Below are 24,132 nucleotides of genomic sequence, written 5' to 3'. Positions count from 1 at the left end.
CGCCGTGCCCCACCAGAATCAAATACGCCGAGCGGCGTAACGCTTGAGCATGCTCGGAACATCGAGAATCAGCGCGATCCGACCGTCACCGGTGATGGTCGCACCCGACATGCCCGGGGTTCCCTGCAGCATTTTGCCCAAAGGCTTGATGACCACTTCTTCCTGGCCAACCAGTTGATCGACGACAAAGCCGATACGCTGGGTGCCCACGGAGAGAATCACCACATGGCCTTCGCGCTGCTCTTCATGGGCAGCCGAAGCAACCAGCCAGCGCTTGAGGTAGAACAGGGGCAACGCCTTGTCCCGTACGATCACCACTTCCTGGCCGTCGACCACGTTGGTGCGCGACAGATCGAGGTGGAAGATCTCGTTGACGTTGACCAGCGGGAAGGCGAATGCCTGGTTGCCCAGCATCACCATCAGGGTCGGCATGATCGCCAAGGTCAACGGCACCTTGATGACGATCTTGGAGCCCTGGCCCTTGGTCGAGTAGATGTTGATCGAGCCGTTGAGCTGGCTGATCTTGGTCTTCACCACGTCCATGCCCACGCCACGGCCCGACACGTCGGAAATCTCGGTCTTGGTCGAGAAGCCAGGGGCGAAGATCAGGTTGTAGCACTCGGTGTCGGTCAGGCGGTCGGCGGCGTCCTTGTCCATCACGCCACGCTTGACGGCAATATTGCGCAGAATCGTCGGGTCCATGCCCTTGCCGTCATCGGTGATCGACAGCAGGATGTGGTCGCCTTCCTGCTCTGCCGCCAGGATCACCTTGCCGCCACGGGACTTGCCCGAGGCTTCGCGTTCTTCCGGGGTTTCGACACCGTGGTCGACAGCGTTGCGCACCAAGTGGACCAGCGGGTCGGCCAGGGCCTCGACAAGGTTTTTGTCGAGGTCGGTTTCTTCACCCACCAGTTCCAGGTTGATCTCTTTCTTCAGTTGGCGCGCGAGGTCGCGAACCAGGCGCGGGAAGCGGCCGAAGACTTTCTTGATCGGTTGCATCCGCGTTTTCATCACCGCGGTTTGCAGGTCGGCGGTGACCACGTCGAGGTTCGACACGGCCTTCTGCATGGCTTCATCGCCACTGCTCAGGCCCAGGCGCACCAGGCGATTACGCACCAGTACCAGCTCGCCGACCATGTTCATGATGTCGTCCAGGCGCGCGGTATCGACCCGTACGGTGGTTTCGGCTTCACTGGCCGGTTTTTCCGCGACCGGTGCGGCAGCGGCACGCGCTGGAGCCGGGGCAGCAGCCGGCGCAGGCTTGGCGGCGGGCGCGGCGGCTTTGGCGGCAACCGGTGCCGCCGTGGCCGCAGCAGCGGCTGGGGCGGCAGCGGCGGCTGGGGCGACTTCGGTGAACTTGCCCTTGCCGTGCAAATCATCCAGCAACGCTTCGAATTCGTGATCGGAGATCAACCCATCGTCCGCAGGCTTGGCACCGGCAGCCGGTGTTGCGGGTGTAGCGGCGACGGCCGGCAAGGCGTCGGCCGCGAAGGTGCCCTTGCCATGCAACTGGTCGAGCAGCGCTTCGAATTCGTCGTCGGTGATGTCGGTGCTGACAGGTGCAGCGGGCGCATCCGCAGCAGGCTCGGCACCGGCAGGCGCCACGGCGTCGGCAGCGAACTGGCCCTTGCCGTGCAATTGGTCGAGCAAAGACTCGAACTCAGCGTCGGTAATGTCTTCGCTGCTCGGCGCGGCGGCCGGGGCAACGGCGGCTGGGGCTTCGGCCTCAGCCTTGACGGCACTGAGGGAATTGAGCAGTTGCTCGAACTCGCTGTCCGTCACATCCGCTTCAGGCTCCACCACCGGTTCCGGCGCGGCTTCGACCACCGGCGCTGCCGAGGTATCGGCCGGCTCGGCATAGCGCGCCAGGGCGGCCAGCAGTTCCGGAGTGGCTGCGGTGATCGGGGCACGTTCGCGCACTTCGCTGAACATGCCGTTGACCGCATCCAGTGCTTCGAGAATCACGTCCATCAACTCCGAATCAACGTGACGCTCACCCTTGCGCAGGATGTCGAACACGTTCTCGGCGATGTGGCAGCACTCCACCAGCTCATGGAGCTGGAGGAAGCCGGCGCCCCCTTTTACAGTATGAAAACCGCGAAAAATTGCATTGAGCAGGTTCGCATCATCCGGGCGGCTTTCCAGCTCGACCAGTTGTTCGGACAGTTGCTCTAAAATTTCGCCGGCCTCTACAAGGAAATCCTGAAGGATCTCTTCATCGGCGCCGAAGCTCATGTGGGTGCTCCTTAGAAGCCTAAACTGGATAACAGGTCATCTACGTCATCCTGACCTGACACAACGTCTTCACGTTTATCGGCATGAATCTGCGGACCTTCACCCTTGGCGAGATGTTTTTGTGGATCTTTTTCAGAAAGGATCGCTTCGCGGTCATGTTCGATGCCGGCAAAACGGTCTACCTGGCCGGCCATGAGTACCAATTTGAGCAGGTTGCTTTCCACTTCGGTGACTAACTGGGTCACACGCTTGATCACCTGACCGGTCAGGTCCTGGTAATCCTGGGCCAGCAGAATGTCATTGAGGTTGCTGGAAACCGTGCGGTTTTCTTGCTCGCTGCGTGACAGGAACCCTTCGACCCGACGGGCCAGCTCACGAAACTCCTCTGCACCGACTTCACGGCGCATGAAGCGGCCCCAGTCAACGCTGAGCGCCTGGGCTTCCGTGGCCATGCCGTTGACCAGGGGCGTGGCGTTTTCCACCAGGTCCATGGTGCGGTTGGCCGCCGCCTCAGTCAGCCTGACCACATAGGACAGGCGTTCGGTGGCGTCGGTGATCTGCGAAATCTCTTCGGCCTGGGGCATGTGCGGGTCAATCTGGAAATTGACGATTGCACTGTGAAGCTCGCGTGTGAGCTTGCCCACTTCCTGGTACAGGCCGCGGTCACGGGTCTGGTTAAGCTCATGGATTAACTGCACCGCGTCGCCGAAATGGCCTTTTTCAAGGCTGTCGACCAACTGGTGAGCATGCTTTTTCAGGGTCGACTCAAAGTCGCCCTGTGACGTTTCTTTATGCTCCATAGCTCCCCCGCGATGGCATCAGCCGTGGATGCGTTCGAAGATCTTTTCGATCTTCTCTTTCAAGGCCTGTGCAGTGAATGGTTTAACCACGTAACCGTTGACCCCGGCCTGGGCGGCTTCGATGATCTGTTCACGCTTGGCTTCGGCGGTCACCATCAACACGGGAAGGCTGCGCAATTTTTCGTCGGCACGCACGTGGCGCAACAAGTCGATACCGGTCATCCCCGGCATGTTCCAGTCCGTTACCAGAAAGTCGATGCTCCCGCTGTTGAGGATCGGAATCGCCGTAAGGCCATCATCCGCCTCGACCGTGTTTGTGAACCCCAGGTCACGCAACAGGTTTTTTATGATCCGCCGCATCGTTGAGAAGTCATCAACGATGAGGATTTTCATGTTCTTGTCCAATTCGACCTCCAAGCAGTCTTAAACGCGCCCAGCACCTGGACGCGCCATTTCAATCAACAGGCATACACAACAAGGACTGCCAGGGGCACCACGGGTCGAACCCGCGAAGGCCAATCACCTTCGCGGTATCGCTTTGCAGTGCTCCCCACACTGCCTGTCAGCGCGCTCGCCACTCTCCCAAACGCCCCCGCAAGCGGGCCGCGCACTGGCTGTGCAACTGGCTGACACGCGATTCGCTGACCCCCAGGACCTCACCGATTTCCTTGAGGTTCAGCTCTTCGTCGTAGTACAGCGCCAACACCAACCGCTCACGCTCCGGCAAGTTGGCAATGGCGTCCGCCAACGCCCCCTGGAAACGCTCATCTTCCAGGTCACGCGACGGCTCCATATGCGTGCTCGCGCCGTCCTCATGCAGCCCTTCGTGTTCGCCGTCCTGCAACAGGTCGTCGAAACTGAACAGGCGGCTGCCCAAGGTATCGTTCAAAATCCCGTAATAATCGTCGAGACTCAATTGGAGTTCGGCCGCAACTTCGTGATCTTTAGCGTCGCGACCGGTTTTTGCTTCAATTGCACGAATTGCGTCACTGACCATGCGTGTATTGCGGTGCACCGAACGCGGTGCCCAGTCACCTTTGCGCACTTCGTCGAGCATCGCGCCACGGATGCGGATCCCCGCATACGTCTCGAAACTCGCGCCCTTGCTCGCGTCGTACTTGGTCGACACTTCGAGCAGGCCGATCATGCCCGCCTGGATCAGGTCTTCGACCTGGACGCTGGCGGGCAGGCGTGCCAGCAGGTGATAGGCAATCCGCTTGACCAGTGGCGCATAGCGCTCGATCAACTCGCCCTGGCTGTCACGGGCAGACTTCTTGTATGCGTTATAGCCGTTCGCTGTCATAGCACCGGTCCTGCGCTCGTCTGATGCACCAATCGCTCGACGAAAAACTCCAGATGCCCCCGAGGGTTGGCAGGCAACGGCCAGGTATCGACCTTCTGGGCAATAGCCTTGAACGCCAATGCGCATTTGGAACGAGGGAACGCTTCGTAGACTGCACGCTGCTTTTGCACAGCCTTGCGCACACACTCGTCGTAGGGAACTGCACCGACGTATTGTAAGGCGACATCGAGAAAGCGATCCGTGACCTTGGTCAACTTGGCGAACAGGTTGCGACCTTCCTGCGGGCTCTGGGCCATGTTAGCCAGGACGCGGAAGCGGTTCATGCCGTAGTCACGGTTAAGCAGTTTGATCAGGGCGTAGGCGTCGGTGATCGAGGTGGGTTCATCGCAGACCACCAGCAAGACTTCCTGCGCCGCGCGCACGAAGCTGACCACGGACTCGCCGATCCCGGCGGCGGTGTCGATCACCAGCACGTCGAGGTTGTCGCCGATGTCACTGAAGGCCTGGATCAGGCCGGCATGCTGCGCCGGGCTCAGGTGCACCATGCTCTGGGTGCCGGAGGCAGCCGGCACGATGCGGATCCCGCCAGGGCCCTGGAGCAGCACATCGCGCAGCTCACAGCGCCCCTCGATCACATCGGCAAGGGTGTGTTTAGGCGTCAGTCCCAGTAGAACGTCGACGTTCGCCAGCCCCAGGTCAGCATCCAGCAGCATGACGCGACGGCCAAGCTCTGCCAGGGCCAGGGACAAATTCACTGACACGTTAGTTTTTCCGACGCCACCTTTGCCGCCGGTCACCGCGATCACCTGTACGGGATGCATGCTGCCCATTTTATTTCTTTACCTTGTCTTGCTTAGACGCAGGCTACATGGCTTGGCCGCGTGAATCGCTTGCAGACCATCGATGTAGGTACATTTCACGGTGTTCATCGCGCCTCAACCCACCCGTTTTGCCGGGTTGTGGTAAAGGTCGGCGAACATATCGGCCATCGCTTCCTCGCTAGGCTCTTCTTGCATTTGCACGCTGACGGCGCGGCTGACCAACTGATGACGACGCGGCAGATGCAAGTCATCCGGGATCCGCGGCCCGTCGGTCAGATAGGCAACCGGTAGTTCATGGCTGATAGCCAGGCTCAACACTTCGCCCAGGCTCGCGGTTTCATCCAGTTTAGTCAGGATGCAACCGGCCAGACCGCAACGCTTGTAGCTATGGTACGCAGCGGTAAGAACCTGTTTCTGGCTGGTGGTTGCAAGCACCAGGTAATTTTTCGATTTGATGCCACGCCCGGCCAGGCTTTCCAGTTGCATGCGCAACGCCGGATCACTGGCTTGCAGGCCGGCGGTGTCGATCAGCACCACACGCTTGCGCAGCAGCGGATCGAGCGCGTTGGCCAGGGACTGGCCCGGGTCGACGTGGGTGACCGGCACATTGAGGATGCGGCCCAGGGTCTTGAGCTGTTCCTGGGCGCCGATGCGGTAGCTGTCCATGCTCACCAGCGCGATGTTATTCGCGCCGTACTTGAGCACATAACGCGCCGCCAGCTTGGCCAGGGTGGTGGTCTTGCCCATGCCGGCAGGGCCGACCATGGCAATCACGCCGCCCTCTTCCAGAGGTTCGATTTCCGGGGTGCTGATCATCCGCGCCAGGTGGGCCAGCAACATGCGCCAGGCCTGGCGAGGCTCTTCGATTTCGGTGGTCAGGGCCAGCAGGTCGCGGGACAACGGGCCGGACAGGCCGATGCGTTGCAGGCGGCGCCACAGGTTGGCCTGTTGCGGTTTGCTGCCTTGCAGTTGGGTCCAGGCCAGCGAACCCAGTTGCACTTCCAGCAGTTCGCGCAGGCCGTTGAGTTCAAAACGCATCGAGTCGAAGACACGCTGGTCGACTGCGGCGGCCGGGGCTGGCGCAGCAGGACGCGGCGGTTCGATGAATGTTGGCTCAACCAGCGGCTCGGCGGCGGTCAGCGGCAGGCCGGCAAACAACTGGCGATTGGTGGTGGCATCGCTGTCGCCACGCATGCTCAGTTCAGCCTGGGCCGAGACGATGCGCGAAGCGGTCTTGCGCAGCTCGTCTTCAAGCTCCATGTTCGGCACACGCGGCGCCAATGCCGAGGGGGTGTAGTCCAGGGCAGCCGTCAGCTCGACACCGCCGGCAATACGACGGTTACCGATAATCGCGGCATCGGCGCCCAGCTCATCGCGGACCAGTTTCATGGCCTGACGCATATCGGCGGCGAAAAAACGCTTAACTTGCATAACCCACTACCCTCAGCCGTTGGGCCCTACTGTCGCGACGATAGTCACTTGCTTGTTGTCAGGAATTTCCTGATAAGCCAAGACGTGCAAATTCGGTACTGCCAGACGTCCAAACCGCGACAACATCGCCCGGACCGGACCCGCCACCAGCAGAATCACCGGTTGGCCCTGCATTTCCTGGCGCTGTGCGGCGTCGATCAACGAACGCTGCAGTTTCTCAGCCATGCTTGGTTCCAGCAGAACGCCCTCTTCCTGGCCTTGTCCTGCCTTCTGAATACTATTGAGCAATATCTGTTCCAACCTTGGTTCCAAGGTGATCACAGGCAGCTCGGAGTCAAGCCCTACAATGCTTTGCACGATTGCGCGGGACAATCCGACACGCACCGCCGCCACCAACGCGGCAGTATCTTGACTCTTGGCGGCATTGTTGGCGATAGCCTCGGCAATGCTGCGGATGTCGCGTACCGGCACCTGTTCGGCCAGCAGCGCCTGCAGCACCTTGAGCAGTTGCGACAACGACAGCACGCCCGGCACCAGTTCTTCCGCCAGTTTTGGCGAGGCCTTGCCGAGCAAGCCCATCAATTGCTGGACTTCTTCGTGGCCGATCAGCTCGTGGGAGTGCTTGTAGAGGATCTGGTTGAGGTGAGTGGCGACCACGGTACTGGCGTCCACCACGGTGTAGCCCAGGGACTGCGCCTGGCTGCGCTGGCTGATTTCGATCCACACCGCCTCCAGGCCAAAAGCCGGATCTTTGGCGGTAATGCCGTTGAGGCTGCCGAACACCTGGCCGGGGTTGATCGCCAGCTCGCGGTCCGGGTAGATCTCGGCTTCGGCCAGGATCACGCCCATCAGGGTCAGGCGGTAGGCACTCGGGGCCAGGTCGAGGTTGTCGCGGATATGCACGGTAGGCATCAGGAAACCCAGGTCCTGGGACAGCTTCTTGCGCACGCCCTTGATCCGCGCGAGCAATTGGCCGCCCTGATTGCGGTCTACCAGCGGAATCAGGCGGTAGCCGACTTCCAGGCCGATCATGTCGATCGGGGTCACGTCGTCCCAGCCCAACTCCTTGGTTTCCTGGGCGCGGGCTGGCGATGGCAGCAGTTCCTGCTGGCGCGCAACTTCTTGCAGGGCCTGGACCTTGACCGCATTCTGCTTTTTCCAGAACAGGTAGGCAGCGCCGCCGGCCAGGGCCGCCATGCTCAGGAATGAGAAGTGGGGCATGCCCGGCACGATGCCCATGATAGCCATGATGCCCGCCGCTACGGCCAGGGCCTTGGGCGAGGCAAACATCTGCCGGCTGATCTGCTTGCCCATGTCTTCGGAGCCCGAAGCACGGGTCACCATGATGGCGGCAGCTGTAGATAACAACAGTGATGGCAATTGCGCCACTAAACCGTCACCGATGGTCAGCAAGGCGTATACCTTGCCCGCATCGCCGAAAGTCATGCCGTGCTGGAAGATCCCGACCGCAATACCACCGATCAGGTTGATGAACAGGATCAGCAGCCCGGCAATGGCGTCACCGCGCACAAATTTGCTGGCACCGTCCATGGAGCCGTAGAACTCGGCTTCCTGGGCCACTTCCAGGCGTCGGGTCTTGGCCTGGTTCTGGTCGATCAAGCCGGCGTTGAGGTCGGCATCGATGGCCATCTGTTTGCCGGGCATGGCGTCGAGGGTAAAGCGCGCGCTCACCTCGGAAATACGGCCGGCACCCTTGGTCACCACCACGAAGTTGATGATCATGAGGATCGCGAACACCACGACACCGACCACGTAGTTACCGCCGATCACCACCTCACCGAAGGCCTGGATCACCTTACCGGCGGCGGCGTGACCGTCCTGGCCGTTGAGCATCACCACGCGGGTGGACGCCACGTTGAGCGCCAACCGCAGCAGGGTCGCCACCAACAGGATCGTCGGGAATACCGCAAAGTCCAGCGGCCGCAGGGCGTACACGCACACCAGCAGCACCACGACCGACAGCGCAATGTTGAAGGTGAAGAACACGTCCAGCAGGAATGGCGGTATCGGCAACATCATCATTGCCAGCATCACCAGCAACAACAACGGCACACCCAGATTGCCCCGCGAGAGGTCAGTCAGGGTCGTACGGGCCGTGCCGAGCATTTGAGAGCGATCCACCACCGGTATTCCTCGTTTCCTTGAAGCAAACTTTTGACGCCGGGAGGCGTCCTGGAGGCGGTATTGCAAGAAGCCTTCCAACTTTGCTTTTGAGGAGGTGGATCGCTACAGGCGCCCGAGTTCTATCGGATGTAAACAATCCAATTGTGGGAGGAGGCTTGCCCCCTCCCACAGTTGGATCGGTGTACATTCATTGCCGACAGCGAAACTAACGTCCACGGCTAGTTCACAGCCTTAACTTCAGTTGCCTGCAGTCCCTTGGGACCATTGGCAAGCACGTATTCGACCTTTTGGTTTTCATCCAGGCTTTTGAAACCGCTGGAAACGATCCCCGAGTAATGCACAAATACATCTTCAGAGCCGTCGTCCGGCTTGATGAAACCAAACCCCTTATCTACGTTGAACCACTTTACGATGCCGGTTGCCATTAACCTTCTCCACCCTGCTTGTTTTTAAGACCTGAGCCTTATCAAACGCGCTGGAAATAAGATTGACTACTGTCAAAGTTGACAGGTAGACGGCCGTTAGTGACGAGTGGTAAGAGATCAGGAATCGCGACGTAATTCCGGCGGAATCGGCAGGTCCTTGAGCGGATCCGGGCGCTTGCCTTTGCCCGCGCGGTATTGGCGGATCTGATAGACATACGCCAACACCTGGGCCACGGCCAGGTACAACCCTGCGGGGATTTCCTGGTCGAGGTCGGTGGAGTAGAAGATTGATCGCGCCAGTTCCGGTGATTCCAACAGCAGGATGTCGTGGGCCACGGCAATTTCGCGGATTTTCAACGCGGTAAAGTCGCTGCCCTTGGCCAGCAGCATCGGTGCGCCGCCCTTCTCCGGGTCGTACTTGAGAGCCACGGCGTAGTGGGTCGGGTTGGTGATGACCACATCGGCGTCGGGCACCGAAGCCATCATCTTGCGCTGGGACATTTCCCGCTGCAGTTGGCGGATGCGTTGCTTGACCTCGGGGCGACCTTCCTGGTCCTTGTGCTCGTCGCGCACTTCCTGTTTGGTCATCAGCAGTTTCTTGTGGCTTTCCCACAACTGGATCGGTGCGTCTACCGCCGCGATGATGATCAGCCCGGCGGCCATCCACAGCGCACTCCAGCCCACCACCTGCACGCTGTGGATAATCGCCGACTCCAGGGGTTCATGGGCGATGCGCTGCAGGTCGTCGATGTCGGCTGACAACACCATCAGTGCCACGAACAGAATCAGGATGAACTTGGCCAGGGCCTTGAGCAGTTCCACCAGTGCCTTGGCGGAAAACATGCGCTTGAGACCGGCCGCAGGGTTCATGCGGCTGAACTTGGGCGCCATGCTGCCGGCGGCGAACAACCAGCCACCGAGGGCGACCGGGCCGATCAGCGCAGCCAGCAGCAAGGTGATCAAGATGGGCTGCACCGCCAATATCGCGATCTTGCCCGAGTGCAGCAGGTATTGGCCCATGGAGCCGGGGTTAAGCAGCACATCGCGCGGCAAGGTGAAGTTGTGCTTCATCAGCTCCATCAGGTCCAGCGCCAGGCCGCCGCCGTAGATCAGCAAGGCACCGGCCCCGGCCATCATGGTCGCAACGGTGTTGAGCTCCTTGGAACGGGCAATCTCGCCCTTTTCCCTGGAGTCCTTTTTACGTTTCTCCGTGGGGTCTTCTGTTTTGTCCTGACCACTCTCGCTCTCGGCCATGGCTCAGCGCGCCCGTGCCAGATCACGTAAGAACTGCAAGGCGTCGGTCGCCAGCGGTTGATACTGATTGAGAATGTCGGCCAGGCCGACCCAGAAAATTCCCATGCCCAATACCAGGGTCAGCGGGAAACCAATCGAAAAAATGTTCAACTGCGGCGCTGCACGCGTCATGACGCCAAACGCGATGTTGACCACCAGCAAGGCCGTGATCGCCGGCAGCACCAGCAACAGCGAGGCACCAAGCACCCAACTGAGGCGCCCCACCAACTCCCAGAAGTGATTGACCACCAGTCCCGACCCCACCGGCAAGGTGGTGAAGCTTTCGGTCAGCACCTCGAACACCACCAAGTGGCCGTTCATGGCCAGGAACAACAAGGTCACCAGCATGGTCAGGAATTGCCCGATCACTGCCGCCGACACGCCATTGGTGGGGTCGACCATGGACGCGAAGCCCATGCCCATCTGGATCGAGATGATTTGCCCGGCGATCACGAACGCCTGGAAAAACAGTTGCAGCGAAAAGCCCAGCAGCGAGCCGATCAGGATCTGCTCGGCAATCAGCATCAGGGCACTGAGGTCGAGCGCGTTGACCGGGGGCATCGGCGGCAGGCCGGGCACGAGCACCACGGTAATCGCCACCGCGAAATACAGGCGGATGCGGCGCGGCACCAGGGTGGTACCGAACACCGGCATGCTCATCAGTACCGCCGTCACTCGGAACAACGGGAGGATGAACGAGGCCACCCAAGTGCTGATCTGGGTGTCGGTCAATGCCAGCAGCGATTGCATGCGGTCAGCCGATCAACTGCGGAATACTGCCGTACAGCTGCAGGATGTATTCCATGAAGGTTTGCACCAGCCACGGGCCAGCGACAATTAGCGTGATCAGCATCACCAGCAGGCGCGGCAGGAAGCTCAAGGTCTGTTCGTTGATCTGGGTCGCGGCCTGGAACATCGCCACCAGCAAGCCCACCAACAGGCTCGGCACCACCAGCACGGCAACCATCACGGTGGTCAGCCATAGCGCTTCACGGAACAGGTCAACGGCGACTTCTGGGGTCATGCTGCTTCACCTAACAAATCACACCCCTCCGAAACTGCCGGCCAAAGTGCCGATAATCAACGCCCAACCGTCCACCAGCACAAACAGCATGATCTTGAACGGCAACGAAATAATCAGCGGCGACAGCATCATCATACCCATGGCCATCAGCACGCTCGCCACCACCAGGTCGATGATCAGGAACGGGATAAAGATCATGAAGCCGATCTGGAACGCCGTCTTCAGTTCAGAGGTGACGAACGCCGGCACCAGGATAGTCAGCGGCGCCTGGTCCGGGGTCGCGATGTCGGTGCGCTTGGACAGGCGCATGAACAGCTCAAGGTCGCTGGAGCGAGTCTGCGAGAGCATGAAGTCCTTGATCGGGCCTTGCGCCCTGTCGATCGCGACCTGGGCCGTGATGGTCTCGGCCAGGTACGGTTGCAGGGCTTGCTGGTTCACCTTGTCGAACACCGGCGCCATGATAAACATCGTCAAGAACAACGCCATGCCGGTGAGGATCTGGTTCGACGGCGTCTGCTGCAGGCCCAGGGCCTGACGCAGGATCGAGAACACGATGATGATCCGCGTGAAGCTGGTCATCAGCATGACAAACGCCGGGATAAAGCTCAGCGCTGTCATGATCAGCAGGATCTGCAGGCTGACCGAATACTCCTGGGCCCCCGCCGCGTTGGTACCCAGCGTAATCGCCGGGATCGACAACGGGTCGGCGGCAAACGCCAACGGCGCAGCCAGCAACAGCATGAGCGTCAATAAAACGCGCATTACTTCTTATCCTTCTGATCCTTGCCCAGCAACTCCATCAGGCGCTGGGCGAATTCTGGCGTGGCGGGCTGGGATTGGGTGGTTTGCACCGGAGTCTTGAGCACGTGCAGCGGCGTGATTCGGCCGGGGGTAATGCCCAGCAGTATCTGCTCCTCGCCCACTTGCACCAGCACCAACCGGTCACGCGGGCCGAGGGCGCGCGAGCCGATCATTTCGATGACCTGGGCATTGCCCGGACCGATGCTCTGCACGCGACGCATCAACCAGGCCAACACGAAGATCAAGCCGACCACCAGCAACAGGCCCAGCACTAACTGCGTCAATTGCCCGCCGACACTGCCGCCGACGGGCGCAGCGGCAGCTTGGGCCACCGGCTCCGCCGCCCACGCCGCCAATGGCAGCGCGGCTAACAGTCCCACCATCAGCCGTTTCATATCAGCGCAACTTCTTGATGCGTTCGCTTGGGCTGATCACGTCGGTCAGGCGGATGCCGAACTTTTCGTTGACCACCACCACTTCACCATGGGCGATCAGGGTGCCGTTGACCAGCACGTCCAGCGGCTCACCGGCCAGGCGATCCAGCTCGATCACCGAGCCCTGGTTGAGTTGCAGCAGGTTGCGGATGTTGATGTCGGTGCTGCCCACTTCCATGGAGATCGACACCGGGATGTCGAGGATCACGTCCAGGTTCGGCCCATCGAGGGTCACCGGGTCGTTGTTCTTCGGCACGCTGCCGAATTCTTCCATGGGCAGGCGATTACCCGCTGGTGCTGTGGCGGCATCCGCGGCCAGCAGTGCGTCGATATCGTCCTGGCCAACATCGCCGGTTTCTTCCAGGGCCGCAGCCCATTCGTCAGCCAGGGCCTGGTCTTCGGCGGAAGTGTTTTCGTGTTCGGTAGCCATTACATGTCCTCGGCGGAGCAAACATTCATAAATAGGGATACATCAACAGCGGTGGCTCAGCGACGGGTGATCGACTCCACCACCTGCAGCGCAAGGTTGCCCTTATGGGAACCGAGCTTGACCTTGAACGACGGCACGCCGTTGGCGCGCATGATCATTTCGTCCGGCAATTCGACGGGGATGATGTCCCCCGGCTGCATATGCAAAATATCCCGCAGACGCAATTGGCGACGGGCGACGGTGGCGCTCAGGGGCACGTCGACGTCCAGCAGGTCTTCGCGCAGGGCCTTGACCCAGCGTTCGTCCTGGTCGTCCAGGTCGGACTGGAAGCCGGCGTCGAGCATTTCGCGCACCGGCTCGATCATCGAGTACGGCATGGTCACGTGCAGGTCGCCGCCACCGCCATCGAGTTCGATGTGGAAGGTGGACACCACAATGGCTTCGCTGGGGCCGACGATGTTGGCCATGGCCGGGTTCACTTCCGAGTTGATGTACTCGAAACTGACTTCCATGATCGCCTGCCAGGCTTCCTTCAAGTCAATGAAGGCCTGTTCCAGCACCATGCGCACCACGCGCAACTCGGTGGGGGTGAATTCACGGCCTTCGATCTTGGCGTGGCGGCCGTCACCGCCGAAGAAGTTGTCCACCAGCTTGAACACCAGCTTGGCGTCGAGGATGAACAGCGCGGTACCGCGCAGCGGCTTGATCTTGACCAGGTTGAGGCTGGTGGGCACGTACAGCGAATGCACGTACTCGCCGAACTTCATCACCTGCACGCCGCCCACCGCCACGTCCGCCGAGCGGCGCAGCATGTTGAACATGCTGATCCGGGTGTAACGGGCGAAGCGCTCATTGATCATCTCCAGGGTCGGCATGCGTCCACGGACGATGCGATCCTGGCTGGTCAGGTCATAACTTTTGACGCTGCCGGGCTCGGCAGCTATTTCAGTCTGTACCAGACCGTCGTCGACGCCATGCAACAGCGCGTCGATTTCATCCTGGGACAGCAGGTCCTGCACGGCCATGTGGTGATCCTACTGCAATACGAAATTAGTGAAGAGCGCCTGCTCGATCACGACTTTGCCGAGCTCCTTCTGGGCCACTTCCTGCACGCTGGCAGTGACCTTCTGGCGCAGCATTTCCTGGCCCACCGGGGTGGCCAGGGCGTCGAAACTCTGCCCGGAGAACAGCATCACCAGGTTGTTGCGGATCACTGGCATGTGCTCCTTGAGCGCCTCCAGGTCCGCCGCATTCCGCGCCAGCAAGGTGATGCTCACTTGCAGGTAGCGTTGGCGACCGTTCTGGTTGAAGTTGGCGACAAAGGCCGGAAGCATCGGCTCGAAGATTGCCGGTTGCTTGACGTTACTGGCAGTTTCAGCGGCAGGTGCCGGTTTGCTTGCACTGCTGTGCATGATGTACCAGGTGCCGCCCACCGAGGCGCCGATGGCCAGGAGCAGGCCCACGACAATCATCAGGATAAGCTTGAGTTTGCCTTTGCCTGCGGGTGCGGGTGCTTTTGCTGCGTCGTCGCTCTTCGCCATGCCAATAATCCGTCACTATTCGGGGATTCATAGATCTACGGGAAGGCAAGAGCAAGTGTTATGCCAGAGTTGTCTGGTAAGCGGAGACGAAGGAACACCACAAAACAATGTGGGAGGCGGCAAGCCCCCTCCCACATTTTGGATTTGTACTCGGCTCAAGTCAGGCGTAGTAATCGACGGCGCTGGAGCCGATCACCGTCGAAGTCACGGGCGCCACTGCTTCGGCCACATCAATGTGGTTGCCGCTGTCGCCGCTGTCGCCACCCCGCCCGCCACGACTAACGCCAGCAGTCTGGGCCTGCTGTTGCTGCTGCTCCTGGCCACGGGACTGGTCGGAGACATTCACGTCCACCTGCCCCATGCCCTGCTGGGCGAACATCTCCCGCAAGCGGCCGGACTGGCTTTCCAGCGCCTCGCGCACCACCGGGTGGGCGCTCATGAAGTTGACCTGGGCCTGCTGGTCGGCGGTCATGTTGACCTTGATATCCAGGCGCCCGAGTTCGGCCGGTTGCAACTGGATCTCAGCCGACTTGAGACTGGCGCTGGAGAGGTACATCACGCGGTTGACGATCTCGTCGGTCCAGCCGCTCTGGTGCATGGCCAGCGGTGCATTCGTCACCGGCGGCAAGGCATTCGCGGTTTTCGGCGTGGCCGCCTGGGTCAACGCGGCCAGGCGGTTGGCGAAGTCATCGACGCGGGTGTCGCTGCTGGCCTCCTTCAAGTCCTTGAGGCCACCTTCGATCAAGCCGCTGAAGGCCTTGTCGCCGCCCTGGTCCGTACTGTCCTTGGTGGCTTGCTGGTCGACCATGGTGGCCAGGCCGGCAGCAAAGTTCTGGGCGGCGGTTGGCTGGTCCTGGGTGGTCGGCGGGACGGTTTTGGCCGGTGCCTGGCTGCTGGCCGACACATGCCCGCCCTGCTCCATTGCCAGGCGTACGGCCGGCATGGCGTCCAGGGGATCGGCCTCAGGATCGAAGGCCGACGCGGCTTCCTCGGTCGCTGCGATTGGCGCTGCAACCACGGGTGCGGCCTTATCATCCTTGGCAGCGGCAACGGGTGCCGGGGTTTCCACCGGCACTGGCACCACCACCGGGGTGACCGTGGCAATCAATGCCGGGTCGACCTCCGGGTCCACCGGAGGCTGCTGCGCCAGGGCCGGATCCACAGGTGCATCGTCATCCTGGCTGGAAGTGTCGTCGGACGATGCCGCAGGCTTGGCAGGCAAGGTATTGCCGCTATCGGCAACCACTGGCGTGCTGGCGGCAGGTTTGTCGTTGCCCGCCGCAGGCTTGGCGCTGGCATCGGCAGGCTTGTCCCGCGTGGGCTTGGCCGAGTTGTCATCAGCCTTGACCGTGGGTTTGGAACCTTGGCTGGCGAACACTTGAGCGAAGCCAGGGCCCTTGTCCCGTGGGTCCGCAGCCACTGCCGGTGGATTGACGGCAGGCACTTGAGGCTTGGCCGCAGGGGCAGCCTGAAGAAGCGAATTCGGGGCGACTGGCATAGGTAAAGGTCTCCACTGCATGGGGATCGGGGATGCAGTATCAGGAGATATAGCAAGAGCCGGGCCAGGTTTTCAAACTGATGGAATCAAATCTGGAACCGCTGCCGCTCCGACTCATACATCGGCTTCACCAATGCAAACTCATGATCAATCTGGTCCACCAGCGCCCCCAGGTCCGCCGCAGCCTCAACGGACTCCGCCTCCAACCGCTGGCACAAATGCGCCAACCGCACTGCGCCGAGGTTGCCACTGCTGCCTTTGAAGCTATGGGCAATACGCCCCAGTGCCTTGGCGTCGTCCCGCGCCTTGCGCAACGCTTCGACGCGTTTTTGGGAGTCATCGAGGAAGGTATCGAGTAACTTGGGGTACTCGCCTTCCATGACCTCCTGCAAACCCGACAACACGTTCGGGTCCATATGAATCTCAGCCACTTGCTCGCTCCCTGATCAAGAATCGGCGGATTATGCCAGAGCCCCCCAGCAAAACTCTACGCAGACACTGCGCCCGCCGTCGGACCAGCGCACCTCGCTGCTCAGTTGGCGCACCAGGCTCAAGCCTCGGCCAGACAGACAGTCGATGTCCAGCGGCCGGGCCAGCACCTGCTCCACGTCGAACCCTTGCCCACTGTCTTCAAGGCACAGGGTCATCTTGCCGCCCGCCTCGGTGGGTACCACCTGCACATGCACCCGCACATAACCACTGTTTAACTGCGCCAGGCGGTCATTGCGCTGGCGATAATACTCGGTAAAGCCCTGGGCATCGCGCTTGAGCCGCGAGTCCAGGCCCAGCACACCATGCTCCAGCGCATTGGAATACAACTCGGCCATTACGCTGTAGAGCGCCCCGCTCTGCTCGCGCAGCCCCTGGATCTCCAGCAGCAGTTGCAGCAGGTAGGGCAAGGGGTTGTAACGCTTGAGGGTTTCGGCACGAAATTCGAAACTCACCGACCAATCCAGCGGGCACGACTGGCCGCTGTCGGCATACAACGGCCCGGTGGCCCGCAGCGGCTGCCCGGGACTCAGTGTGATCTCCACCATGCTCACGTCATCCCGCGTCACACCGCGAAAGGCCACCAGGGCCTGCTCGATGTCGTCGAACAGCCGGTCGGGCTCACGGTTGGCGGCAAAGACCTGCTGCAAGCGCTCAACGCCAAACAGCTGGTCATTGGCGTCGGCGGTATCCAGCACACCATCGGACAACAGGAACACCCGGTCACCCAGGGCCATCGGCCAGACTTCGGTGCGATCATCAAAGGCTTGCACCGACAGCACCCCCAACGGCAAATGCCGCGACTGCAGCGGCGTGCGCTTGCCGCTGGCGACTTCATGCACATAGCCTTCGGGCATGCCGCCGTTCCACACCTCCACCACCCGCCGCTGCGTGCTCAGGCACAACAAGGTGGCGCAGCAGAACATGTCCACCGGCAGGATGCGCTTGAGCTTGGCATTCATCTCCTGCAGGACCTGCGCCAGGCCGTAGCCCTTGGCGGTCATGCCGTAGAACACTTCCGCCAGGGGCATGGCGCCCACCGCCGCCGGCAGGCCATGGCCGGTGAAATCGCCGAGCAACACGTGCATGTCACCCGACGGCGTGTACGCCGCCAGCAGCAGGTCACCGTTGAACAGCGCATAGGGCGATTGCAGGTAGCGGATATTCGGCGCCGCGTTGATGCAGCCCGAGTGGGCGACTTTATCGAACACCGCCTTGGCCGCCCGCTGCTCACGCAGCAGGTAGTCATGGTGCCTGGCGATCTGGTCGCGCTGCTGCAGCATGGTGGCTTGCAGCCGACGCAGGCGGTCCATGGCGTTGATCTTGGCCGCCAGGATCAGTTGGTTGTAGGGTTTGGGCAGGAAATCATCGCCGCCGGCATCCAGGCACTCGGCCAGGGCGGCACTTTCGCGCAGGGACGTGAGGAAGATGATCGGCACCAGCTCTTCCCCCGCCAACTGCTTGATCCACCGCGCGGCGGCCAAGCCATCCATCACGGGCATGATCGCGTCCATCAACACCAGTTGCGGACGCTCGCGCGCGAACAGTTCAACGGCCTCCTCGCCATTGGTCGCTGTGAGCACCTGATGCCCCTGGCGCCGCACAATGGTCGACAGCAACAGCAGGTCGGCGGCGCTGTCTTCGGCGATCAGGATCGTCAGCGGCTCAACAGCGGGGGCCTGGGCGCTCAATTGATGTCGAACAATTTGTCGAAGTTGGAGATGGCGAGGATTTTGCGCACATCGGAGTTGGTGTTGATCACCTGGACCTCCGCCTCATCGCCGCCGGCATGGTCCCTCAACAGCAGGAGCATGCCCAGGGCCGAACTGTCCATATAAGTGGTTTCTTTCAGGTCGACCACATACAACTCAGGCACCTTGTAGAAACGCTCGTAAGCGTCACGAAATGTCTGGTGGCTGCTGAAATCGAACCGCCCCTTGATTACGATCGTCAACTTCTTCCCGTCCAGGGATACTTCTGACTCGATTGACATGCGACTGCTTCCTTGTCATAGACATAGACACAAGGTGTAGCAGGCGAATGGGATACCAGCAACACAGCAGATCAAATGGGGGGGGCGGGCAACCGTCAGTATTGTGATTGGCGCGGGAGGCGCTGGGACAGTTCGTCGAGCAATTTCTGCTCGCGCTTGTCTTCCAGCGCTCGCGCTTCGTCGATGTAGCGCTGCACCAATTTACGCAGCCCTTCGACGCGAGCGAAGGCTTGCTGCCAGCTCTCGCGGGCCTTGTCGAGGTTGTTCTGGTGCCAAGCAAGGCTTTGGCGCTGCTGGCCGACGGCAGTTTCCAGCTGATTGAGAAAGCCCTGGTAACCCATCAACCATTGGCCCGACACCCCCTGGGTGCCGCGCTCGATCCATTGCTGCTGGTACTCGCCGCGAAAGCGCTCCAGGTCGCCCAGCTTGCTTTCCGCCAAGCGCACTTGGCCCTGGAAGTAACCCAGGCGCTGGACGGCGGTTTTTTCGGCCTTTTCGGCCATGTCCACCACCGGGGCCAGGCGCGCTGCGCGGCTGTTGGCCATGGCTTAACCGCCTGGCGCAGGGGCAAAGATGGACTGCAAATGCGCTTCGCTTTCACCCATGCTGATCTTGTCGTTGAGGCCCTGGCGCAAATAGGTCACCAACTTCGGTTGCAGCGCGATCGCCAGGTCCGTGTCGCGGTCACCACCGGCCACGTAGGCGCCAACGCTGATCAAATCGCGGCTCTGTTGATAACGCGACCACAGCTGCTTGAACTGCTGCGCGCGGGCCATATGCTCCGGCGTGACCACCGCCGGCATGACCCGGCTGATGGACGCTTCAATGTCGATGGCCGGGTAGTGCCCCTCCTCCGCCAGACGCCGTGACAGCACGATGTGGCCGTCGAGCACACCCCGCGCCGAGTCGGCGATGGGATCCTGCTGGTCATCGCCTTCGGACAATACGGTGTAGAAGGCGGTGATCGAGCCACCGCCAGCCTCGGCATTCCCGGCGCGCTCCACCAGCTTGGGCAGCTTGGCGAACACTGACGGCGGGTAGCCCTTGGTGGCTGGCGGCTCGCCGATGGCCAGGGCGATTTCCCGCTGGGCCTGGGCGAACCGGGTGAGCGAGTCCATCAGCAACAGGACGTTCTTGCCCTTGTCGCGAAAATATTCGGCGATGCGCGTGCAGTACATGGCCGCGCGCAAACGCATCAGCGGTGCATCATCCGCTGGCGACGCAACGACGACCGAACGCTTGAGGCCTTCTTCGCCGAGGCTGTGTTCGATGAACTCCTTCACCTCGCGGCCCCGCTCGCCGATCAGGCCCACCACGATAATGTCGGCCTCGGTAAAGCGCGTCATCATGCCCAGCAGCACCGACTTACCCACCCCCGTACCCGCGAACAGGCCCAGACGCTGGCCACGGCCGACCGTCAATAAACCGTTAATGCTGCGAATGCCCACGTCCAGCGGCACGCTGATGGGGTTGCGGTTGAGCGGGTTGATCGTGGGGCCGTCCATCGGCACCCAGTCTTCGGCTTTCATGCCGCCCTTGCCGTCCAGCGCGCGACCGGCGCCGTCCAGCACCCGGCCGAGCATGCTCATGCCCATGGGCAGGCGACCGGTGTCGGCCAACGGGACCACGCGGGCGCCGGGGGCAATACCGGCCAGGCTGCCGACGGGCATGAGGAAAATCTTGTTGCCGGAAAAGCCCATCACTTCGGCTTCGACCTGCACCGGGTGGTAGCTGTCGTCGTTGATCACCATGCAGCGGCTGCCCATGGCGGCGCGCAGGCCTTCGGCTTCGAGGGTCAGGCCGACCATGCGCAACAGGCGCCCTTCGAGGATCGGCTGGCCAGGCAATTCGGTGGCCTCGGCATAGCCGCCCAGGCGCTTGGCGAAGCTGGTGCGATCAAGGCGCATCGGGGGCGTCCAGGTCTACGCTCAGGTCCGGCTCGGCGGGGTTCAGCGCCTGCTCGTGTTGTTGATCAAGCAGCTTGGCCATGATCTGGCTGATGCGGGTTTCCACCGTGGCATCGATGCGGCTGTGCTCGGTCTCGACCCGGCAACCGCCGGGCTGCAGCGCCGCATCTTCGACGATGCGCCAGGTTTCTTCGTGGCGCTCGCGCATCGCTTTGACCTGCTCGAAGTCCTGCGGGTTGATGTACAGCCGCACATTGCCGACGCCCAGGGGCAGCAGCTTTAGGGCTTCGCGCATCACGCTTTCGATCTGGCTGGAATCCAGCACCAGTTCGCGCTGGATCACCTGGCGGGCGATGTGCTGCACCAGACCGACCATGGATTTTTCGATCTGCGAATCCTGCTCGGCGATAGGGGCGAACAGGTTGCCCATCAGCCGCTCCAGGCTCGACAGCTTGACGCTCAGCGCCGCCTCGGCCTCCTGGCGAACCTTGAGGGTGGTGCTGCGAAAACCGTCTTTCTCGCCCGCGGCGAAACCTTCGTTGTAGGCCTCCTGACGAATGCTTTCCAACTCTTCCAGGGTCAGTGGCTGGACTTCCTCCAGCGGCACTTCTTCCATTTCCACTGGAGGTTCTTCCACCGGTTCCGGCTCAGGCTCGGGCACATGCGGATCGAAGCTGGGCAACGACCAGATGTCGAACCCACCGACGTCCCGTGCGCGAATCAGATCGCTGGGCGCCTCATCTTTGTTCGACATGGGTAGCGCCTTAGATCATTTCTTCGCCGCCCTTCCCGCCGAGAACGATTTCTCCGGCTTCGGCCATACGGCGGGCAATGGTGAGGATTTCTTTCTGCGCGGTTTCCACGTCGCTGACGCGTACCGGGCCTTTGGCTTCCAGGTCGTCGCGCAACAGCTCGGAGGCACGTTTGGACATGTTCTTGAAGATCTTCTCCTTGACGCCTTCGTCCGAGCCCTTGAGGGCCAGCACCAGCACGTCGGAGGACACCTCGCGCAGCAGCGCCTGGATGCCACGGTCGTCGACATCGGAGAGGTTGTTGAACACGAACATGAGGTCTTCGATCTGGCCGGACAGGGTGTCGTCGATCTCGCGGATCGAGTCCATCAACTGGCCTTCGACCGAGCTGTCGAGGAAGTTCATGATGTCGGCCGCACGCTTGATGCCACCCAGGGTGGTCCGCGAGGCGTTCGAGTTACCCGAGAACTGTTTCTCGAGAATCGTGTTGAGTTCTTTCAGGGCCGCGGGCTGCACGGTGTTCAGCGACGACACGCGCAGGATGATGTCCAGGCGCACTTTATGGTCGAAGTGGCCGAGTACTTCACCGGCCTGGTCCGGGTCGAGGTAGGCCACCACGATCGCCTGGATCTGCGGGTGCTCGTAGCGGATCACATCGGCGACCGCGCGCGGCTCCATCCACTTGAGGCTGTCCAGGCCGCTGGTGTTGCCGCCCAGCAGGATGCGGTCGATCAGGCCGTTGGCTTTGTCTTCGCCCAGGGCCGAGGTGAGCATCTTGCGGATGTAGCTGTCGGAGCCGACGCCCAGGCTGGTCTGGTCGCCGACGATCTCGACGAACTCGCTCATCACCTGCTCGACCTGCTCACGGTGCACATTGCGCATCTGCGCCATGGCCACGCCCACACGCTGGACCTCTTTGGGTCCCATGTGACGCAACACTTGGGCAGCGTCGGTTTCACCGAGGGACAGCAGCAGGACTGCGGCTTTATCGACCTTGGTGAGTTTGGCAACAGCGGCTCGACTATCACTCATCTGCGTTAATCCACTCTTTCACGACCTGGGCCACACGGCCCGGGTCTTCTGCTACCAGACTTTTGATTGCGTTCAACTGAGCGTCGTAACCTTCGCTCGGGCTTGGCAACAGGATGCTTTGCGGGCCACCAAGGCTGACGCGGTCGTTGGCCAGTTCGCCATCCAGGCCGCCCATGCCACCCAACTCGACATCGCTGCCGCCGAAGGCCGCCAGTTGTTTCTTGCCGTTGCCGGTGATGTTGTTGAGCACCGGGCGCAGCACACCGAACACCAGCACCAGGATGAACAACACACCCAGCACTTGCTTGACGATGTCCCAGAACCACGGCTGGGTGTAGAACGCCGCTTCGGCGATCACTTCACCACGCTCGGCGGAGAACGGCATGTTTATCACGCTGACGCTGTCACCACGACTGGCGTCAAAACCAACGGCGTCCTGCACCAGGCGCGTGAAACGCGCCAATTCGTCGGCGCTCCACGGCGCGCGTGTTACGGCACCGTCAGCGGCGTTGACCTTGACCTGGTCATCGACCACCACCGACACCGACAGGCGATTGACGCGACCCTGCTGCTGCTTGGTGTGGCTGATGGAACGGTCGAGTTCAAAGTTCTTGGTGGACTGGTTACGCTTGTCCGCCGGATAAGGCGCGAGCATCGGCTGGCCGGTGGCCGGGTCCATGATCTGCTGGCCGTTGGCGTCCAGCAACGGTTGGCCTGGCTGGATCGCGCCAGCGGTAGCAGCGGCGCCACCGGTGGTTTGCGGCGCCGAGGCCGGGGCTGGCGGCTGGTTGCTCAGGGCACCCGGCACACCTTGCGGGCCATTGCTGGCGGTGCGTTGTTCACTGGTCGATTGCTCACTGCGCAGGGCCGGCTGGTCCGGGTTGAACTGCTCGGAGGTCGACTCGACGGCGCTGAAGTCCACATCGGCAGACACTTCCGCCTTGTAGCGGTCATTGCCCAGCACCGGTTGCAGGATGTTGTGCACACGCTGGGTGAGCATGCTTTCCATGCGGCGGCTGTAGTCGAACTGCTTGCCGGCCTGGGTCAGCGCGGAGTTTTCGGCCATGTCGGACAGCAGGTTGCCCTTCTGGTCGACGACGGTGATTTGCGACTTGCTCAGTTCCGGAACGCTGGTGGCCACCAGGTTGATGATCGCCAGCACCTGGCCAGGCTCCAGGGAGCGGCCGGAAAACAGCTCGACCAGTACCGAAGCACTTGGCTTGCGCTCGTCGCGCACAAACACCGAGCTTTTCGGGATCGCCAAGTGCACGCGGGCAGCTTTGACGTTGTTCAAGCTGGAGATGGTGCGGGCCAGCTCGCCTTCAAGGCCACGACGGTAGCGGGTGGCTTCCATGAACTGGCTGGTCCCCAGGCCCTGGTCCTTGTCGAGGATCTCGAAACCGATATTGCTGTCGGACGGGGTCACGCCAGCAGCGGCCAGCTTCATGCGGGCACGGGCCACATCGTCGGCCTTGACCAGCAAGGCGCCGGAGTTGGGCTCCACGGTGTAGGCGATGTCGGCGGCGGCGAGGGTTTCCATGATCTGCTTGGAATCCATGCCCGCCAGGCTGCCGTACAGCGGCCGGTAATCGGGTTGCTGCGACCACAACACCACGGCAAAACCAATCGCCACGCTGGCAGCCAGGCCGACCATCAGGCCCACCTGACGCAGCATGGTCATTTCCGAGAGGTTTTCCAGGAACGACAGGCCAAACAGCGGCGGCTTGCCGTCTGCCTTGGCGGGTACGTTGTCGGAGACTGCTTCTGCCATGACTTAG

At 61.5% G+C, this 24,132-nt stretch carries 25 protein-coding genes; all 25 read right to left on the bottom strand.

What is annotated here, in order from left to right; translation table 11 throughout:
• Nucleotides 1–18: 18 nt before the first annotated feature.
• Nucleotides 19–2,235: a chemotaxis protein CheA gene (locus tag HCF10_RS24755; RefSeq protein WP_167656604.1), complete on the bottom strand. Its 2,217-nt coding sequence runs from the start codon at nucleotides 2,233–2,235 to the stop codon at nucleotides 19–21.
• Nucleotides 2,236–2,246: 11 nt separating this feature from the next.
• Nucleotides 2,247–3,035, bottom strand: a complete 789-nt coding sequence (locus HCF10_RS24750; RefSeq protein WP_090399987.1) for a protein phosphatase CheZ — start codon at nucleotides 3,033–3,035, stop codon at nucleotides 2,247–2,249.
• Between the two features lie 18 nt (nucleotides 3,036–3,053).
• Entirely contained in the window at nucleotides 3,054–3,428 is a 375-nt protein-coding gene (locus tag HCF10_RS24745) for a chemotaxis response regulator CheY (protein ID WP_160385018.1), read from the bottom strand.
• Between the two features lie 169 nt (nucleotides 3,429–3,597).
• Nucleotides 3,598–4,338 (bottom strand): RNA polymerase sigma factor FliA, encoded by a 741-nt coding sequence (fliA, locus tag HCF10_RS24740; protein WP_065924972.1) that lies wholly within the window; start codon nucleotides 4,336–4,338, stop codon nucleotides 3,598–3,600.
• Entirely contained in the window at nucleotides 4,335–5,168 is an 834-nt protein-coding gene (fleN, locus tag HCF10_RS24735; RefSeq protein ID WP_003192912.1) for a flagellar synthesis regulator FleN, read from the bottom strand. The genes fliA and fleN overlap by 4 nt, the downstream gene beginning before the upstream one ends.
• Before the next feature lie 105 nt (nucleotides 5,169–5,273).
• Complete coding sequence (gene flhF, locus HCF10_RS24730) at nucleotides 5,274–6,590, bottom strand: flagellar biosynthesis protein FlhF (protein WP_131698561.1); 1,317 nt, start codon at nucleotides 6,588–6,590, stop codon at nucleotides 5,274–5,276.
• 12 nt (nucleotides 6,591–6,602) lie between these two features.
• A complete protein-coding gene (gene flhA / locus HCF10_RS24725) occupies nucleotides 6,603–8,717 on the bottom strand; it encodes a flagellar biosynthesis protein FlhA (RefSeq protein ID WP_205885876.1) in 2,115 nt (704 codons plus the stop codon).
• 236 nt (nucleotides 8,718–8,953) lie between these two features.
• Nucleotides 8,954–9,160 (bottom strand): cold-shock protein, encoded by a 207-nt coding sequence (locus HCF10_RS24720; RefSeq protein ID WP_131698563.1) that lies wholly within the window; start codon nucleotides 9,158–9,160, stop codon nucleotides 8,954–8,956.
• A 117-nt stretch (nucleotides 9,161–9,277) separates the two neighbouring features.
• Entirely contained in the window at nucleotides 9,278–10,414 is a 1,137-nt protein-coding gene (gene flhB / locus HCF10_RS24715) for a flagellar biosynthesis protein FlhB (protein ID WP_131698564.1), read from the bottom strand.
• A gap of 3 nt (nucleotides 10,415–10,417) precedes the next feature.
• On the bottom strand, nucleotides 10,418–11,203 hold the full coding sequence (gene fliR / locus HCF10_RS24710) for a flagellar biosynthetic protein FliR (RefSeq protein WP_027603864.1): 786 nt from the start codon (nucleotides 11,201–11,203) through the stop codon (nucleotides 10,418–10,420).
• Nucleotides 11,204–11,207: 4 nt separating this feature from the next.
• On the bottom strand, nucleotides 11,208–11,477 hold the full coding sequence (gene fliQ / locus HCF10_RS24705) for a flagellar biosynthesis protein FliQ (protein WP_027603863.1): 270 nt from the start codon (nucleotides 11,475–11,477) through the stop codon (nucleotides 11,208–11,210).
• An 18-nt stretch (nucleotides 11,478–11,495) separates the two neighbouring features.
• On the bottom strand, nucleotides 11,496–12,239 hold the full coding sequence (gene fliP / locus HCF10_RS24700; protein WP_053133261.1) for a flagellar type III secretion system pore protein FliP: 744 nt from the start codon (nucleotides 12,237–12,239) through the stop codon (nucleotides 11,496–11,498).
• Nucleotides 12,239–12,673, bottom strand: coding sequence for a flagellar biosynthetic protein FliO (gene fliO, locus HCF10_RS24695; protein ID WP_131698565.1), 435 nt, complete (start codon nucleotides 12,671–12,673; stop codon nucleotides 12,239–12,241). Before fliO ends, fliP begins: the two co-directional genes overlap by 1 nt.
• Before the next feature lies 1 nt (nucleotide 12,674).
• Entirely contained in the window at nucleotides 12,675–13,142 is a 468-nt protein-coding gene (fliN, locus tag HCF10_RS24690; protein ID WP_027603860.1) for a flagellar motor switch protein FliN, read from the bottom strand.
• A gap of 56 nt (nucleotides 13,143–13,198) precedes the next feature.
• Nucleotides 13,199–14,167 (bottom strand): flagellar motor switch protein FliM, encoded by a 969-nt coding sequence (fliM, locus tag HCF10_RS24685; RefSeq protein WP_131698566.1) that lies wholly within the window; start codon nucleotides 14,165–14,167, stop codon nucleotides 13,199–13,201.
• A 9-nt stretch (nucleotides 14,168–14,176) separates the two neighbouring features.
• Nucleotides 14,177–14,683 (bottom strand): flagellar basal body-associated protein FliL, encoded by a 507-nt coding sequence (fliL, locus tag HCF10_RS24680; RefSeq protein WP_131698567.1) that lies wholly within the window; start codon nucleotides 14,681–14,683, stop codon nucleotides 14,177–14,179.
• A 160-nt stretch (nucleotides 14,684–14,843) separates the two neighbouring features.
• Nucleotides 14,844–16,181: a flagellar hook-length control protein FliK gene (locus HCF10_RS24675; RefSeq protein ID WP_167656603.1), complete on the bottom strand. Its 1,338-nt coding sequence runs from the start codon at nucleotides 16,179–16,181 to the stop codon at nucleotides 14,844–14,846.
• An 86-nt stretch (nucleotides 16,182–16,267) separates the two neighbouring features.
• The gene (locus tag HCF10_RS24670; protein WP_131698569.1) at nucleotides 16,268–16,612 is read right to left on the bottom strand and encodes an Hpt domain-containing protein; all 345 of its coding nucleotides are present in this window, start codon (nucleotides 16,610–16,612) and stop codon (nucleotides 16,268–16,270) included.
• A gap of 30 nt (nucleotides 16,613–16,642) precedes the next feature.
• A complete protein-coding gene (locus tag HCF10_RS24665) occupies nucleotides 16,643–18,361 on the bottom strand; it encodes an ATP-binding SpoIIE family protein phosphatase (RefSeq protein WP_167656602.1) in 1,719 nt (572 codons plus the stop codon).
• Nucleotides 18,358–18,663 (bottom strand): STAS domain-containing protein, encoded by a 306-nt coding sequence (locus HCF10_RS24660; RefSeq protein WP_131698571.1) that lies wholly within the window; start codon nucleotides 18,661–18,663, stop codon nucleotides 18,358–18,360. Before HCF10_RS24660 ends, HCF10_RS24665 begins: the two co-directional genes overlap by 4 nt.
• 95 nt (nucleotides 18,664–18,758) lie before the next feature.
• A complete protein-coding gene (fliJ, locus tag HCF10_RS24655; protein ID WP_027603853.1) occupies nucleotides 18,759–19,208 on the bottom strand; it encodes a flagellar export protein FliJ in 450 nt (149 codons plus the stop codon).
• A gap of 3 nt (nucleotides 19,209–19,211) precedes the next feature.
• A complete protein-coding gene (gene fliI / locus HCF10_RS24650) occupies nucleotides 19,212–20,570 on the bottom strand; it encodes a flagellar protein export ATPase FliI (protein WP_131698572.1) in 1,359 nt (452 codons plus the stop codon).
• Entirely contained in the window at nucleotides 20,560–21,324 is a 765-nt protein-coding gene (gene fliH / locus HCF10_RS24645; RefSeq protein WP_131698573.1) for a flagellar assembly protein FliH, read from the bottom strand. The genes fliI and fliH overlap by 11 nt, the downstream gene beginning before the upstream one ends.
• A gap of 10 nt (nucleotides 21,325–21,334) precedes the next feature.
• Complete coding sequence (gene fliG, locus HCF10_RS24640; protein ID WP_048720872.1) at nucleotides 21,335–22,354, bottom strand: flagellar motor switch protein FliG; 1,020 nt, start codon at nucleotides 22,352–22,354, stop codon at nucleotides 21,335–21,337.
• Nucleotides 22,347–24,125: a flagellar basal-body MS-ring/collar protein FliF gene (gene fliF / locus HCF10_RS24635; RefSeq protein WP_167656601.1), complete on the bottom strand. Its 1,779-nt coding sequence runs from the start codon at nucleotides 24,123–24,125 to the stop codon at nucleotides 22,347–22,349. Before fliF ends, fliG begins: the two co-directional genes overlap by 8 nt.
• Nucleotides 24,126–24,132: the final 7 nt, after the last annotated feature.

This window comes from Pseudomonas sp. B14(2022) (assembly GCF_012030485.1).
Classification (GTDB): Bacteria; Pseudomonadota; Gammaproteobacteria; order Pseudomonadales; family Pseudomonadaceae; genus Aquipseudomonas.
Note: the sequence above shows the minus strand (reverse complement) of the source record. Positions and strands in the feature narration are given on the sequence as shown.